At 72.2% G+C, this 15,632-nt stretch carries 11 protein-coding genes; 5 read left to right on the top strand and 6 right to left on the bottom strand.

Going from position 1 to position 15,632, the window contains the following annotated elements; all coding sequences use genetic code 11:
* Nucleotides 1–19 precede the first annotated feature (19 nt).
* The gene (locus tag ACFVU9_RS09430) at nt 20–2,119 is read left to right on the top strand and encodes a beta-galactosidase (RefSeq protein WP_387591603.1); all 2,100 of its coding nucleotides are present in this window, start codon (nt 20–22) and stop codon (nt 2,117–2,119) included.
* An 88-nt stretch (nt 2,120–2,207) separates the two neighbouring features.
* On the opposite strand, the gene ACFVU9_RS09425 is transcribed toward ACFVU9_RS09430, so the two are convergent.
* From ACFVU9_RS09425 to ACFVU9_RS09400, 6 genes are all read right to left on the bottom strand, one after another.
* Nucleotides 2,208–3,296, bottom strand: coding sequence for an aldose epimerase family protein (locus ACFVU9_RS09425; protein WP_387591600.1), 1,089 nt, complete (start codon nt 3,294–3,296; stop codon nt 2,208–2,210).
* Nucleotides 3,297–3,403: 107 nt separating this feature from the next.
* Nucleotides 3,404–4,909: an L-arabinose isomerase gene (gene araA, locus ACFVU9_RS09420; RefSeq protein WP_387591597.1), complete on the bottom strand. Its 1,506-nt coding sequence runs from the start codon at nt 4,907–4,909 to the stop codon at nt 3,404–3,406.
* 12 nt (nt 4,910–4,921) lie between these two features.
* Nucleotides 4,922–5,593 carry an L-ribulose-5-phosphate 4-epimerase gene (locus tag ACFVU9_RS09415; RefSeq protein ID WP_387591594.1) on the bottom strand — a complete coding sequence of 224 codons (672 nt, stop codon included), beginning with the start codon at nt 5,591–5,593 and terminating at the stop codon, nt 4,922–4,924.
* Nucleotides 5,590–7,287, bottom strand: coding sequence for a ribulokinase (locus ACFVU9_RS09410; protein ID WP_387591591.1), 1,698 nt, complete (start codon nt 7,285–7,287; stop codon nt 5,590–5,592). Before ACFVU9_RS09410 ends, ACFVU9_RS09415 begins: the two co-directional genes overlap by 4 nt.
* A 330-nt stretch (nt 7,288–7,617) precedes the next feature.
* Nucleotides 7,618–8,607 carry a LacI family DNA-binding transcriptional regulator gene (locus ACFVU9_RS09405; RefSeq protein WP_380490445.1) on the bottom strand — a complete coding sequence of 330 codons (990 nt, stop codon included), beginning with the start codon at nt 8,605–8,607 and terminating at the stop codon, nt 7,618–7,620.
* Nucleotides 8,608–9,173: 566 nt separating this feature from the next.
* Entirely contained in the window at nt 9,174–10,655 is a 1,482-nt protein-coding gene (locus ACFVU9_RS09400; RefSeq protein WP_387591588.1) for an arabinofuranosidase catalytic domain-containing protein, read from the bottom strand.
* Between the two features lie 562 nt (nt 10,656–11,217).
* Between ACFVU9_RS09400 and ACFVU9_RS09395 the strand changes: the two genes are divergently transcribed.
* The 4 genes from ACFVU9_RS09395 to ACFVU9_RS09380 all read left to right on the top strand — a co-directional run bounded on the left by ACFVU9_RS09395 (nt 11,218) and on the right by ACFVU9_RS09380 (nt 15,324).
* Nucleotides 11,218–11,973, top strand: a complete 756-nt coding sequence (locus ACFVU9_RS09395; RefSeq protein WP_380500818.1) for a response regulator transcription factor — start codon at nt 11,218–11,220, stop codon at nt 11,971–11,973.
* A gap of 2 nt (nt 11,974–11,975) precedes the next feature.
* Complete coding sequence (locus ACFVU9_RS09390) at nt 11,976–12,743, top strand: sensor histidine kinase (RefSeq protein ID WP_387591585.1); 768 nt, start codon at nt 11,976–11,978, stop codon at nt 12,741–12,743.
* A 284-nt stretch (nt 12,744–13,027) separates the two neighbouring features.
* Complete coding sequence (locus ACFVU9_RS09385; protein WP_380438060.1) at nt 13,028–13,981, top strand: LysR family transcriptional regulator; 954 nt, start codon at nt 13,028–13,030, stop codon at nt 13,979–13,981.
* 164 nt (nt 13,982–14,145) lie between these two features.
* Complete coding sequence (locus tag ACFVU9_RS09380) at nt 14,146–15,324, top strand: S1 family peptidase (protein WP_387591582.1); 1,179 nt, start codon at nt 14,146–14,148, stop codon at nt 15,322–15,324.
* Nucleotides 15,325–15,632 lie beyond the last annotated feature (308 nt).

Below are 15,632 nucleotides of genomic sequence, written 5' to 3'. Positions count from 1 at the left end.
CACGTTCCGAGGTGCACCCATGTTCCCGCTGCCCCCGCGCGTGCTGTTCGGCGCCGCCTACTACCACGAGTACCAGCCGTACGAACGGCTCAAGGAAGACCTCGACCTGATGGCCGGGGCGAAGTTCACCGTCATCCGGGTCGGCGAGTCCGTCTGGTCGACCTGGGAGCCGGAGAACGGCCGGTTCGAGCTCGACTGGCTGACCCCCGTCCTCGACGGCGCCCACGAGCGCGGCATCGCGGTCGTCCTCGGCACCCCCACCTACGCCGTGCCGCCGTGGCTGGCCCGGCAGTACCCCGAGATCGCCGGCGACCGGGCGACGGGTCGGCGCACGGGCTGGGGCGCCCGCCAGGAGGCCGACTTCTCCCACCCCGCCTTCCGCTACCACGCCGAACGCGTCACCCGGGCGATCCTCGGCCGCCACGCCACGCACCCCGCCGTCATCGGCTTCCAGGTCGACAACGAACCCGGCCTCCGGCTGCCCCACAACCACGGCGTCTTCCAGCGGTTCGTCGACCACCTGCGCCACACCTACGGCGACGTGGAGACCCTCAACCGGGAGTGGGGCCTGGTCTACTGGTCGCACCGGCTCTCCACCTGGGCCGACCTGTGGCACCCCGACGACAACCAGCAGCCGCAGTACGACGTCGCCTGGCGGGCGTTCCAGGCCCGCCAGACCACCGAGTTCATCGCCTGGCAGGCCGCGATCACCCGCGAGTACGCCCGCCCCGACCAGTTCGTCACCACCTGCCTCGCCTACAACCACCCCGCGATGGAGGACGACGAGATCACCGACGCCCTGGACGTCACCGCGGGGAACCCGTACTACGACATGCAGGACGCCCTCGCACTGCCCGACACCACGCCCGACGACCACGAGCAGTGGTGGAAGACCACCGGCGTGTGGGCCCTGTACCAGAGCGCCGACCGGATCTTCTCCTCGCGCCAGGAACCGTTCCTCGTCACCGAGACCAACGCCCAGGCGATCAGCGGCACTTCGGAGAACCGGCCGGCCTTCGACGGCCAGTGGCGCCAGGCCGCCTGGGCACTCGTCTCCCGCGGTGCGCGGATGATCGAGTACTGGCACTGGCACACCCTGCACTTCGGCGCCGAGACGTACTGGGGCGGGATCCTGCCGCACAGCGGCAAGCCCGGCCGGGTCTACGCCGAACTCGCCCGGCTCGGAGCCGAGTTCGAGAGTGCGGGGCCGCTGGTCGCCGGGATCGAGCCCGATGCCGACATCGCGATGGTCTACTCGATGCCCAGCAAATGGCTCATGCAGAAGTACCCGCCGCTGGCGCGGACGAACGGCGATCCGGATCCGGCCTCCTACCACCGCATCTTCGACCCCTTCTACCGCGGCGCGTTCGAGGCCGGCCGCCAGGTGCGGATCCTGCACGCCCGACAGTTCCACGACGGCCTCGCACCCGCCGAGGCCGCGCGACGCCACCCCGTGCTGGTCGTCCCCGGGCTCCACCTCGCCGAGGACTCCCTGCTCGACCGGCTCGCCGCCTACGCCGAGGCCGGCGGCCACCTCGTCCTCGGCCCCCGCACCGGCTACGCCGACCACGAGGCCCGGGCCCGCCACGAGACCGCCCCGCCGCGCCTCACGGCCGCCGCCGGCGTCCGGTACGACGAATTCAGCAACCTGACCTCGGACCTCCCGCTGCGCACCGCCCCGGGCAGTCCGCTGGAGCTACCGGCGGGCGCCACCGCCACCCGCTGGGTGGAGGGCCTCACGGCCACCGACGCCACGGTGCTGGCCGGCTACGAGCACCCCCACTTCGGCCGCTGGCCCGCCGTCACCACCCGCCGCCACGGCGAGGGCCGGGTCACCTACGTGGGCACCGTGCCCGGCCGCGACCTCGCCCGGGAGCTGGCCGCCTGGCTGGCTCCGGTTCCCGCGAGCGGCTGGCGGGACCTGCCGGCCTCCGTCACCGCGACGACCGGGACCTCCCCGGACGGACGCCGCGTCCACGTGGTCCACAACTGGAGCTGGCAGCCCGCCGACGTCCGGGCGCCCGTCGAGCTGACCGACGTCCTGGACGGCACCGCGGTGGCGTCCGGAGGGTCGGTCTCCCTGAACGCCTGGGACGTGCGGGTGTTCGTCGCCCGCTGACGAAGGGGCGGTGGGCTCCGCCGAGCCCACCGCCCCCGTTCACCACCCGACCGGGTGCTCCCGCTCGGGCCCTCCTGGCCGGGCCCTCCTACTCGGACAGGAAGCGGTAGACCGTCATCGAGCCGTACTCCTCCCCCGGACGCAGCACGGTGGACGGGTACTCGGGCCGGTTGGGCGAGTCCGGGAAGTGCTGCGTCTCCAGCGCGATGCCCGCGTAGGCGGGGTACGGGCGGCCGGATCGGCCGATCAGCGAGCCGTCGAAGTGGTTCCCGGTGTAGACCTGGAGCCCCGGCTCCATCGTGAAGCACTCGACCCGGCGGCCACTGGCCGGGTGGCTCAGCACGGCGGCCTTCCTGAAGCCCCTCCCACCGAGCACCCAGGTGTGGTCGAAGCCCTGGCCGGCCCGACGGATCTGCGGGTGTCCGTCGGCGACGCGGTCCGCGGTCGTCCGGGACTCGCGCAGGTCGAACGGCGTGCCGGCGACGGGCAGGACGGGCCCCAGCGGGATCAGTTCCCCGTCCACCGGGAGGTACCCGGCGGCCTCGACCTGGAGCAGGTGGTCGAGCACCGTTCCGCAGCCCTCGCCGGCCAGGTTGAAGTACGCGTGGTTCGTGAGGTTGACGACCGTCGGCGCGTCCGCGGCGGCGCGGTAGACGATGAAGAGGTCACCGGCCGGGTCGAGGAGGTACATCACCTCGGCGGTGAGGGCGCCCGGGAACCCCTGGTCGCCCTCAGGGCTGTGCAGCCGCAGCCGGACCCCGGCCCGACGGCCCTCTCGGACCGCCACGCCGTCCCAGAGCCGCGTGGCGAAGCCGTCCGGCCCGCCGTGCAGGGTGTGGCCGTCGTCCTGGACCGCCAGCCGGTGCCTCGTGCCGTCGAGGGGCAGGACCCCGCCCGCGATCCGGTTGGCGTAGCGGCCGACCGTCGCTCCGAAGTACGCGGCCTCCCCGAGCAGGTCCTCGACGTCCTCACAGCCGAGGACGACGTTGCACCGCCGCCCGTCCCGGTCCGGCGCGTGCACGGCCTGGAGGCGGGCACCCAGGCTCAGCACCTCCACCGTCACGCCCTCGGGCGCCCCGAAGGTCCATCGGGTGATCCGCCGACCGTCCGGCAGCGCCGCGGCGGGCTCCTGGGTCACCGTCACTTCGCCGTGGGATATGAGGGCGTCTCTCGGCACGGGTCCTACTCCATTGTGTTCGGTGCGGTGCGGTGCGGGGACGACGACGCCCGCCGTGCGGGCGGGCGTCGTCGGCGGGGCCGCCGGGCGGCGGGGGGGTCGGCGGGTCAGAACCCCTGGGCCAGGCGGTGGTAGGCCTGGTTCCAGCGGAGCTCCTTCGTGAACCGGCGGATGGACGTGTCCTCGTCGATCATCAGGAGCTCCACGCCGAGCATCTCGGCCAGGTCCTCCAGTTCCTCGGTGCCGAGCGCGCCGGAGAGCACGGTGTGGTGCGGCGCACCGGCAGTCAGCCACGCCTCGGCGGACGTGTGGAGGTCCGGACGCGGCTTCCAGACGGCGCGGGCCACGGGCAGGTTGGGCAACGGCGCCGGCGGCTCGACGACGTCGACGTCGTTCGCGACCAGCCGGAAGCGGTCGCCCAGGTCGGCGAGGCCGACCACGACCGCGGGGCCGGGCTCGGCGTCGAAGACCAGGCGGACCGGGTCCTCGCGTCCGCCGATGCCGAGCGGGTGGATCTCGCAGGACGGGGTGGTGGCCGCGATGCTCGGGCAGACCTCCAGCATGTGCGCGCCGAGGATCAGCTCGTGGCCGGGTTCCAGGTGGTAGGTGTAGTCCTCCATGAAGGAGGTGCCGCCGGCCAGGCCGGTGGCGGTCACCTTGAGGGTGCGCAGCAGCGTCGAGGTCTTCCAGTCGCCCTCGCCGCCGAAGCCGTAGCCGTCGGCCATCAGCCGCTGCACGGCCAGTCCGGGCAGCTGCCGCAGCCCGCCGAGGTCCTCGAAGTTGGTGGTGAAGGCCTTGAAGCCGCCTTCTTCCAGGAAGCCCCGCAGGCCGAGCTCGATCCGCGCCGCGTAGCGCAGCGACTCGTGGCGCTCCCCGCCGACCCGCAGCTCGGCCGCGAGGTGGTAGCTGTCCTCGTACTCCTTGACGAGTTCGGTGACCTCGGCGTCGGCCGTGGCGTCCACCGCCGCGACCAGGTCGTTGACGCCGTAGGTGTTGACGGAGACGCCGAAGCGGAGCTGGGCCTCGACCTTGTCGCCCTCGGTCACGGCGACGTCGCGCATGTTGTCGCCGAAGCGGGCGAGCTTCAGGCCGCGCAGTTCGGCGCGGCCGGCGGCGGCTCGGGCCCAGGAGGCGATCCGGGCGGTCACGGCGGGGTCGGTGACGTGTCCGGCGACGGTCTTGCGGGCGACGCCGAGGCGGGACTGGATGTAGCCGAACTCGCGGTCGCCGTGGGCGGCCTGGTTCAGGTTCATGAAGTCCATGTCGATGGACTGCCAGGGCAGTTCGACGTTCGCCTGGGTGTGCAGGTGGAGCAGCGGCTTCTGCAGGGCGTCCAGGCCGGCGATCCACATCTTCGCCGGGGAGAACGTGTGCATCCAGGCGATCAGGCCGATGCACCGGTCCTCGGCGTTGGCCTCCAGGCAGATGCGGCGGATGGCGGCGGCATCGGTGAGGACGGGCTTCCAGACGATCTCGACCGGCAGGCCGGGGTCGGCATCCAGTGCGCCGGCGATCCGCTGCGACTGCTCCGCGACCTGCCGCAGCGTCTCCTCGCCGTAGAGTCCCTGACTGCCGGTCAGGAACCAGATCTCGCGTCCCGCGAGTGACGTCATGGGGGTGACTCCTTACCGGGCCTTCGGGGGCTGGCCGTAGACGTTCTGGTAGCGGAAATTGAGGCTGTCGATGTCCGCCTGGGCGATCGGCAGCGGCTCGCCGAGCTGCCGGGAGATGTGGACGGTGCGGGCCACGTCCTCGCACATCACGGCGGCCTTGACGGCGGCCTTGGCGTCCTTGCCGATGGTGAAGACGCCGTGGTTCTGCATCAGGACGGCGGGCGAGCGGTGGCCCTTGAGCGTGTCCACGATGCCCCGGCCGATCGAGTCGTCCCCGATCAGCGCGAAGGGGCCGACCGGGATCTCGGCGCCGAACTCGTCGGCCATGGCGGTGAGGACGCAGGGCACGGCCTCGCCCCGGGCGGCCCACGCACACGCGAACGTGGAGTGGGTGTGGACCACCCCGCCGACCTCGGGCATGTGGCGGTAGACGTAGGCGTGGGCGGCCGTGTCGGAGGAGGGCGAGTGGTCGCCCTCGACGACGTTGCCGTCCAGGTCGCACACGATCATGTTCTGCGCCGACAGGTCGTCGTAGGGGACGCCGCTCGGCTTGATCACCAGCAGGTCCTCGCCTGGGATCCGGGCGGAGACGTTGCCCGCCGTCCAGACCACCAGGCCGTAGCGGACCAGTTCCTGGTGGAGGTCGCTGACCTGCTGGCGGATGAGGTCGGTGGTCGCGTTCACAGGGCCTCGCTCGATGGGGTGAGGGCGGCGTTGCGGATGGCGCGCAGGCGGTGCAGGAGCTTGTCGGCACCGAGGCCGAAGTGGTCGTGCAGGGCCCGGTACTCGGCGAAGAGCCGGTCGTACGCGTCGGCGGAGGTGTGGTCCGGCCGGTACGCCGCCGTGCGCACCCGGCCCATGGCGGCGGCCGCGGTCCGGACGTCGGGGTGGGCCCCGGCGGCGACGGCGGCGTGGATCGCCGAGCCGAGTGCCGGTCCCTGCTCCGACTCGGCGACCGACACCGGGCGGCGCAGCACGTCGGCGTAGATCTGCATGAGCAGTTCGTTCTTCTTGAGGCCGCCGGTGACGACGAACTCGGTGACGGGGACGCCGCCCAGCTCCAGGGCCTCGACGATGACGCGGGTGCCGAAGGCGGTGGCCTCCAGCAGGGCGCGGTAGATCTCCTCGGGGCGGGTGGCCAGGGTGAGCCCGGCGATCACTCCGGAGAGGTGGTGGTCGACCAGGGTGGAGCGGTTGCCGTTCATCCAGTCGAGCGCCACCAGGCCGTGGGCGCCGACGGGTTGGGCGGCGGCCTTGCGGGTGAGGAGCTGGTGCGGGTCCTCGCCGTTCCGCTCGGCCTCGGCCAGGTAGTCGGCGGGCAGGCCCTGGCGCAGCCACCAGGCGAAGATGTCGCCGACGGCGCTCTGGCCGGCCTCGTAGCCGTAGGAGCCGGCGACGATGCCGTCCTCGACGACGCCGCACATGCCGGGGACGTCCGCCAGCGTGGCGCCGTTGACGACGTGGCAGGTGGACGTGCCCATGATGGCGAGGAGCTGGCCGTTGTCGACCGCCCGTGCGGCGGGCGCGGCGACGTGGGCGTCGACGTTGCCCGCCGCCACGGCGATCCCCTCGGGCAGGCCGGTCCACTGCGCCGCCTGTGCGGTGAGGGAGCCGACCCGGGAGCCGAGCGGGGCGAGCGGGTGCTCCAGGCGGGTGCGGGCGAAGTCGGCGAAGTCCGGGTGGAGCGCGGCGAGGTAGTCCTCGCTCGGGTAGCTGCCGTCCTGGTGGATGCCCTTGTAGCCGGCGGTGCAGGTGTTGCGGCTCTCGGCTCCGGTGAGCTGCCAGACGATCCAGTCGGCGGCCTCGATCCAGCGGGCGCAGGCGGCGTAGACGGCCGGGTCCTCCTCCAGGACCTGCAGGGCCTTGGCGTACTGCCACTCGGCGGAGATCCGGCCGCCGTACCGCGAGATCCACTTCTCCCCGCGGGCGTGCGCCAGGGCGTTGATCCGGTCCGCCTGGCCCTGGGCGGCGTGGTGCTTCCAGAGCTTGGGCCACGCGTGCGGGTACGGCGCCCAGTCGGCCGTCTCCGCCAGGGGGGTGCCGTCGGCGAGCACCGGGAGGACCGTGCAGGCGGTGAAGTCGGTGGCGATGCCGATGACTTGGGCGGCGTCGATGCCGGCGTCGGCGAGCGCCGCCGGAACGGCGGTGCGCAGCACGGCCCGCCAGTCCGCGGGGTGCTGGAGCGCCCAGTCGGGCGGGAGCGGCCGGCCGGTGCCGGGCAGCTCGCGCTCGATGACGGCGTGCGGGTAGTCGTGGACGGCGGTGCCGACCTCTTCGCCGTCGCGCACGCGGACCACCACGGCGCGGCCGGAGAGGGTGCCGAAGTCGACGCCGACGACGTATCCCTCCGAGTCCCGGGCGGCAGGAATCACGGTCACTTCCTCATCCTTCGTGCGGGAGGGTGGTGTTGTCGCCTGTCGCCGGTGCGGTCCAAATCCGGGGCAGGGCGGAGCGCACCGGCGACAGGCTCCGTTCCGCCGGCTCCGTCGGAGGAGGGCGGAAGGAGGACCGTCGGCGGACGGACGGAGGCGATGTCGTTGCCCGCCGGCGGAGTTGAGGAGCGCTGTTTGTTAGCGCTCACAGGAATTGTTAGCGCTAACATATGCGCTGTCAAGGCAGCTTTCATCCGCAGTGCCGGGAGCCGAGGGGCGGTCGAGCGCACGACCGCGCCCCGGCGTGGTGCGCCGCCCCTCGCTCCGGCTACCGGATCACCAGCGCCCGGCGGGGCCGACGCTATGGCGCAGCACCATCTCCGGGGCGATCTGCACATGGGTCTGGGAGGGCGCCACGCCCTCCAGTTCCCCGACGAGGAGTTCCAGGGCTTTGCGGCCGAGTTCCCCGAAGTCCTGCCGCACGGTGGTCAGCGGCGGGGTGAAGTAGGCGGCCTCCGGGATGTCGTCGAAGCCGACCACGCTGATCTCCTCGGGGACCGACCGGCCGGCCTCGTGCAGGGCGCGCAGCAGGCCGAGGGCCATGTGGTCGTTGGCGCAGAAGACGGCGGTGACGTCGTGCAGTCCGGCGATCCGCAGACCGGCCTGGTAGCCCGAGCGGGCGCTCCAGTCGCCGCGTTGCACCTCCGGCACGGGGGCCCCGGCGGCCTTCAGCGTGAGCCGCCAGCCCTCCTCGCGGTCCTGGCTCTCCAGCCAGTTGGCCGGCCCCGCCACGTGGTGCACGGTGCGGTGGCCGAGGTCGAGCAGGTGTCCGGTGGCCTCGCCGGCACCGAAGCGGTTGCTCACCGACACCATGGGCACCTGGGTCTGGTTGCCCGACCCGACGGCGACGAGCGGCACGGAACTGGAGAGCCGGGCCACCGCGCTGACGGCGGAGGTCTGCGGCGCGATCACGACGACGCCCTCCACTCCCTGGTCGCGCAGCCGGTCGACGGCCTCCTGGACCGAACGGCCGTCCAGGGAGCGCAGGCTGGTCACGCTCACGAAGTACCCGGCGCTCCGCGCGGCGCGCTCGATCCCGTCCAGCATCGACGCGGGGCCGTAGAGGGTCGAGTCGAAGCTGACCACGCCGAGCGTCTGCGAGCGGCGGGTGACCAGCGCGCGAGCGGCCGAGTTGGGCCGGTAGTCCAGCTCCCGTATGGCCGCCAGCACTCGGTCCCGGGTGTCGGGCCGGACGTGCGGGGCGCCGTTGAGCACCCGGGACACCGTCTGGTGGGAGACACCCGCCAGTTTCGCCACGTCCGCCATCACGGGCTGGCGCTGTTCAGTCCCGGTGCTGTCGGTTCCCACTGGCAGTCCCCTCCTCGGCTCTGGACCACAGTACGCGACCAGGTCCAGGCCAATCCGTCACCTTCGGTTCGACAGGCGGCTCCCCTTCATACCAGCCCTTCAGGGCGCCGACACCTGCCGATACTGCCAAGTTAGCGCTCACAAGCCCGCCATGGAGGCAGATGCCGCAGATCGTCGCCCTATCGGGTCGGCCGGTCGCTTTCGGTGACCGAACGCGCGGAGCCGTGCGCAGCCCGGAACGATCGGGCTGGTGAGCGCTGCCACACGGCCGTCGGCATAGCGGACCTCGACGCGGACCGGCACCGATTCCACTGCTTCGGCCGGGCTCATCGGCCACTCGGCGATACCCGCACCGCTCCCGGGCAAGGACGTTCGCACGCCCGCCCCTCTCCGGCACGGCCGCCGCTTCCCACGCTCCCCCGCCCCTCCTGGACCTACAGGGGCCGGGCCCGGGCTCCGGAGGTGCGAGGAGCCCGTGCCCGGGCTCCGGGGGTGCGCGGAGCCCGGGCCCGGCCGGGTGGGTGCTACCCGAGGGTCCACTTCTGGTTGTCGCCGCCCCAGCAGGTCCACAGCTGGACGGCCGTGGCATCGGTGACGGCCGCCCCGGCGACGTCCAGGCACAGGCCGGACGGGACGCCGGTGACGCTGCCGTCGGCGTTGAAGCGCCATTGCTGGTTGGCACCGCCGTTGCAGGGCCAGGTCACCGCCTTGGTGCCGTCGGCCGTCCCGCCGCCGTACGCGTCCAGGCACAGCGTGCTGCCGGCGACGTTCACCGTGAGCTGTCCGTCGGCGGTGCGCGTCCAGGCCTGGTTCGCCCCGCCCCAGCAGGTGTAGATCTGCGCCTGCGTCCCGGCCGTGGCGGAGGCGTTCGGGACGTCCAGGCACTTGCCCGAGCCGGTGCCGCGCAACGCCCCCGTGGTGGCCGTGGAGTTGGCGTATCCGGCGGCGACGATGTTGGCCTGGACGGCGTTCTCGGTGGCCTCCGACGGGTAGCCCGAGGTCATCACGCCCTCGTAGAAGGTGCCGCGGGCCCCCTTGCTGTTGTCGCCGCCGATGCCGAGGATGATCGCGCCCTCCTTGTGCATCGGGTTGTAGCCCGCCACGTTCGGGCGCGGTCCGGAGTAGAAGGTCGACAGGCCGCCGGACTGGGCGTCACCGGCGCGGATCGCCCACTGGTTCGGCGCGCCCTTGACCATGGCCGTCAGGTAGCGGTGGTTCACCGTCGGGTCGTTGGCGTTGTAGCCCGCGCCCTCCCCGGAGAACAAGCCGTTCTCCAGGTCGGCCATCACCCAGGGGCCCGGACCGGTGCCGTAGCCCCAGACCTTGATGTTCCCGAAGTAGATGGCCTCCATGTGACCGTTGCCGGTGTCGTTGCTGCTCGTCTCGGCGTTGCCGTAGTCGAAGCAGCAACCGCCGTTGTAGTGCGTGCCGTCCAGGATCGCGTACATCCCCTCGGGCTGGTCGCCGGTCGCGATGCCCGAGGTGTGGTTGTTGCGGTAGCCGGTGCCCGGCGCCACGTACACGCCGTAGGCCCGGTGACCGTTCAGCGTGGTGGGCGCCAGGGTCGCGTCCGCGAGGTTGTCCGGCCCGGACGCGGCCCCGCCCCCGGGCGCCTGGGTGAGGTGGTTGCGCCGACCGCTCTGGTCGTAGATCACGGTGATCACGCAGGCGGTGCCGGCGCAGAAGGCGTCCTGCGCGGCCGCGTCGGCGTAGCCGCCGGTGCCCAGCACGCCGATGTCCCGGAGCGCCTGGTCCGATGCACGCCTGACCTGGTAGAGCGGCCCGCCGTAGCCGGAGTACAGCGCGCGGGTGGTGCTGTGCGCGGCAACGCAGGGCGTGCCGCCGGCGGCGTACAGGTCGCACGGGCCCTGTGCGGCCGCCTGCGCCACACCGCTCGTCGCGGTGGCGCCGGCCAGGGCGCCGACGAGGACGGCGAGGGCCGCCCCGGCTCGGGCGAGGCGGCGCAGTGCACCGCCTCCTCGGGTCGTCCTGTTGTTGTCATTCATGGGGTCTCCCTGCTCATCGTTGAGCGCGGCCACAGGAAAGTGAGCGCTAACAATCCTGCCCGCAGCGACACGCTTCAGCCCGGGCGGGAGGTGGAGGGTTCCTGGACCGGTGACAGTGCCCTCACCGACCGAGCCCCGTCAAGGGTTTCGACGAATTCAGACCAGCGCGATCGACACAGCCGGGGCGTGAACCGACGAATCGTCATCCGCCAGCAGCTGCACGGTGGTTGACGCTGGGCGATGTGAGCGCTCACACTCCAACACCGGTACACCTGATCGTCCGCGCGGACTCGCCGCGCCTCCCACCGGCTCTCCCACCCGCCGGCAGAGATCGAGAGGAACCATCCATGCGCGCACCCTTCCGACTGGCCATCACGGCCGACCGCCTGTGCACCGGACACGTGGCGAGGCGCTCCTGAGCCTGCCCCGGACCGCCGACCTGCCGGCGTTCCCCGCGCGTCCCGGCACGCCCCCGCCCAGGCCCGGCGGGGGCTTCGCCGTGTCCGCGGGGCGAGCGCCGAGCCCGCGTGCTGGATGTTTGCGTTAACATTCAACTAGCGTGATGCCGTCAGCGCCGGACAGCACCCTGGGGCCAGCACCTGTGTATTCCACCGTTTCCACATTCCGGCCGCGCGTCCTCGTCGCGGAGGACGACGCCGGAGCCGCGGACATGCTCACCACCGGCTTGCGGTTCCTCGGATTCGATCCGCACGCCGTGGCGTCCGGCGAGCAATGCCTGACGCTGGGCCTGGCGCGGATGCACGACATCATCCTGCTCGACGTCCTGCTGCCCGATCTGGACGGCTTCGAAGTCTGCGACCGGCTCCGGAAGTCCGACGTGCAGACCCCCGTGGTTTTCCTCAGTGCACGGACCTCGGTGGGCGAAAGGATCCACGGCCTCACGCTGGGCGGTGACGACTACGTCACCAAGCCCTTCGACCTGAACGAGGTCGCCGCGCGGCTCCACGCCTTGCTGCGCCGTTCACTCGACTACACCGCCCCGCGCCGTCTGAAGGCGGGCGGCGTCGAGATCGACCGCAAGAGCCACGACGTCTGGCTGCACGGAGTGCCCGTCCGGCTGACGGCCACGGAATTCCTGCTGCTGCGGTACCTCATGGAGCACCCCGAGGAAGTCGTGACCAAGGCGGACATCCTCACCAACGTCTGGGGCCACGGCTTCGAACGCGACACCGGCGTCGTGGAGACGTACATCTACTACCTCCGGCGGAAGCTCGGCGACACCGGCCAGACACTCATACGCACGGTGCGCGGCGTCGGTTACGCGCTCCGCGCCGACCACGCCCGGCAAGCGGAGTGACGGTGACGACGCCTTCCGAAGCGTCCGGAGACGAAGGCCGGCGGGGAAGGCGGCCCGACGAAGAGCTGCACGACCTCCTGGCCACCGTCAGCCACGAGCTGCGCGCACCGCTCACCACGATCGCCGGCTACGCCCAACTGGGCCTCCTCGGCGGGCTGGACGACCACCAGGCCCTCCGCCGGGCCATGGCGAGGGTGCAGGCGGAAGCCCATCGGATGACCGCCCTCGTCGACGAGTTGCTGCTGTTCTCCACCCTGGGAGAGCGGCGGCCCCTGGAACGCGTCGCCGTCGACCTGGCCGAACTCTGCACCGAGCTGGTGGCGGACACCCGGGTGAGCCACCCGGACCGGCCGGTCTCCTGCGTCATCGACGAGGGGCGTCACCTGGTCCAGGGAGACCCGCACCGCCTCCGGCAGGTGCTGAGCAACCTCCTCGTCAATGTGCACCATCACACACCTCCGGGCACTCGCACGACGGTGAGGCTGCGTCACGAGGCGCACTGGGCCTGCATCGACGTGGCCGACGACGGACCCGGGATTCCCCCGGCCCTCCATGACCGCGTCTTCGAGCCCTTCTTCCGCGCCCACGGCTCACCGGCCGGCCACGAGGACGGGAGCGGGCCCCACGGGGCGGCCCCCGGCAGCGGGCTCGGCCTGAGCCTGGTCGCGGCCTTGGTCGACGCCCACGGCGGCACCGTGCGGATCGAGCCGTCCGAACGCGGTGCGCGGTTCACCGTTCGATTGCCGACCCGGCCGCCGATCGAATCCTGAGGTGATTCTGATCGAACTCTGAGATTAATCCCCGCCCGCCCGTGATGTAATCGGTTCGCGGACACAACGCAGGGGCTCTTCCGGTCACGCCAGTTCCAATCCCGCATTCCCCCCGGGCTGGAAAGGCATGGCAGCCGTCTTCCCCCGGACGGCGACCGAAAGAGCCTTGCCGCGTTCCTGAAATCCCCCTCAGCGGCCCGGAATTGAGACCTCGGACCCGCCCTCCGAATCTTCACCCGGAGGATTCACGTCCCTCCATTTCACTGCCGTATAGTTCTGCGGCCATGGAGTTGGAGTTTCGTCATCTCAGGATGATCCGGGCCATCGGCGATGCCGGCAGCGTCACCAAGGCGGCGGACCGTCTCGGACTCGCCCAATCGGCGCTTTCCACCCAGCTGAAACGCATCGAGAACGCCCTCGGCGGCCGGCTCTTCGAGCGCGGCAGAGAGGGCGTGCGGCCGACCGCATTGGGCGTCCTGGTGCTGGAGCGCAGCCAGGTGCTCCTGCCCGCCATGCGCCAGCTGCAGGAAGATGCCGTCCGCTTCGCGAACACGGCGCGCGAGACGGGCGGCCTGCGCGTGGGGGCGACCCACGGGCCGCTCCTGGGCGCCCTGGTCGACCGCCTGGCGGCGGCCAGGCCCGAGATGGCGCTGAGCACCCAATCGTCCAGCTCGACATCGGACTTGGTGAGCCGGGCGGTGGAAGGGCGGCTGGACCTCGTGCTGACCGGGCTCTGCGGGCACCAGAAGGTGATGGGCGACGAACGGCTGGAGTGGCGGGAGGTCGCCGTCGACCCGGTGTTCGCCGTGCTCTCCCAGGACCATCCGCTGGCGCGGGCACGTGAACTGGACCTCGGGCAACTCGCCGGTGAGCGCTGGGCGTTGCCGCCCGGGGGCGGTTGCTTCACGGAGTGCTTCGCGGCCGCCTGCGTGCGGGCGGGCTTCCTGCCCCCGCCGGTCTACGAGGCCGATGCGGCCTCGTGCCTCCACCTCGTCCGGACGGGCCGGGCCGTGTCCCTGTGCCGGGCGACGTTCCCGCCGACCGACGGGGTGGTGACGGTTCCGCTGGATCCGCCGGAGCTGAGCTGGCGCCAGGTGATCGGCTGGGTGCCGTACTCGCCGACGTGGGGACTCGCGGACGAGGTGGTCGGCCACGCCAGGGCGGTGCACGCGGACGCCGCGGCGCTGAATCCGGCGTATGCGGCATGGCTGCGACGAAGGGCCCGCCTGGCGCCCTGACCCGACGTGGCCCCGCCTTCACCGGCCGTCAAATTCACCGGCCCGTCGAATTCACCGGTCCGCCGGGAAGGTCCATAACGCCGACGCAGGGGGTTTTTGACATGTCCCGAACGTATGCATCCGCACCTTAGAGTTCCGGCAACCCCCACTCCGAGGAGACCCCAATGCTCCGACTCCGCGCGGCCGTTGCCGCGTGCTCCCTGACGGCCGTCGCCCTGGTCGCCACCGTGGCGCCGGCGGGCGCCCACGCGAACGGGACCGCGATAGCCGCCGCCCTGGCGGCCCCTCAGGGCGGTGCGGCCCCGCCCGCCGCACCCCTGCTCCGGGCACTCCAGCGCGACCTCGGCCTCACCCCCCAGGAGGCCGGCGCCCGACTCGCCCACGAAGCCCGCGCCGCCTCGGTGCAGCAAGCGCTCCGGCAGGCACTCGGCGAACGCTGGGCGGGCGCCTGGGTCAGCGGGTCCGACGCCACCCTCACCGTCGCCACCACCGACGCCTCCGCGGCCCGCGAGATCACCGCCCACGGCGGCAGCGCCACCGTCGTCCGGCACAGCCTCGCCGCGCTCGACGGCGCGAAGGACGCACTCGACCGTGCCGCGGGCAGCACCACCCCCGAGGCCTCCCCCCTCTGGTACGTGGACGTCGCCGCGAACACCGTCGTCGTCCAGTCCACCGACACCGGCCGCACCGAGGCGTTCCTCCGCGAGGCAGGTGTCGACCGCGCCCTCGTCCGGGTGGAGCCGGCGTCCGACTCCCCCGCGCCGCTGGCGGACCTGCGCGGCGGCGACGCCTACTTCATCGACAGCGCGGCCCGTTGCTCGATCGGCTTCCCGGTCACCTCGAACGGCCAGCCCGGCTTCGTCAGCGCCGGCCACTGCGGCCAGGCCGGCTCCAGCGCCGCCGCCCCGGACGGCTCCTCCATCGGCACCTTCCAGGGCTCGACGTTCCCCGGCAACGACTACTCGTGGGTCCAGGCCGATTCGAGCTGGACGGCCCAGCCGCAGGTGAACAACTACGCGGGCGGCACGGTGACGGTCTCCGGATCCGCGGTCGCCCCCATCGGCTCCTCGGTCTGCCGGTCGGGCTCCACCACGGGCTGGCACTGCGGCACCGTGCGACAGTACAACGCCACCGTCAACTACTCCGAGGGCTCCGTCTCCGGGCTCACCCGCACCACCGTGTGCGCCGAGCCCGGCGACTCCGGCGGCTCGTTCATCTCGGGCAGCCAGGCGCAGGGCGTCACCTCCGGCGGCTCCGGCAACTGCACCTCCGGCGGCACGACCTACTTCCAGCCGGTCAACCCGATCCTCCAGGCCTACGGCCTCTCCCTGGCCACCGGCTGACCGCCCCTCCGAGCGGGTGCCCGCCTCCCGTCCGCCGGCGGGAGGCGGGCACTCTTTTGAGGCCCGCTTTGAGGCCCGCGCGAAACCAAGCATTCACCCAAAATTCACACCCCGGCCTTCCGGGCAACTCTCCCTCCAGCGGTGGGCGTTCACACGGAGCGGCCAACGGGGCACTGCGATCCAACGGTGATCCGAAGCCCCTTGACGCCACCGTTGTGAGCGTTAACACTACATTTCACGCCAGGCCGGAGCCCTGCGGATCCACTTCCCTCGGCACGAGGACCGCTCCCGGCCGGCTCCCGCTCGAC

Origin of the sequence: Kitasatospora sp. NPDC057936 (genome assembly GCF_042887525.1) — a bacterium.
Classification (GTDB): Bacteria; Actinomycetota; Actinomycetes; order Streptomycetales; family Streptomycetaceae; genus Kitasatospora.
This window is presented reverse-complemented; position numbering and strand designations above follow the sequence as displayed.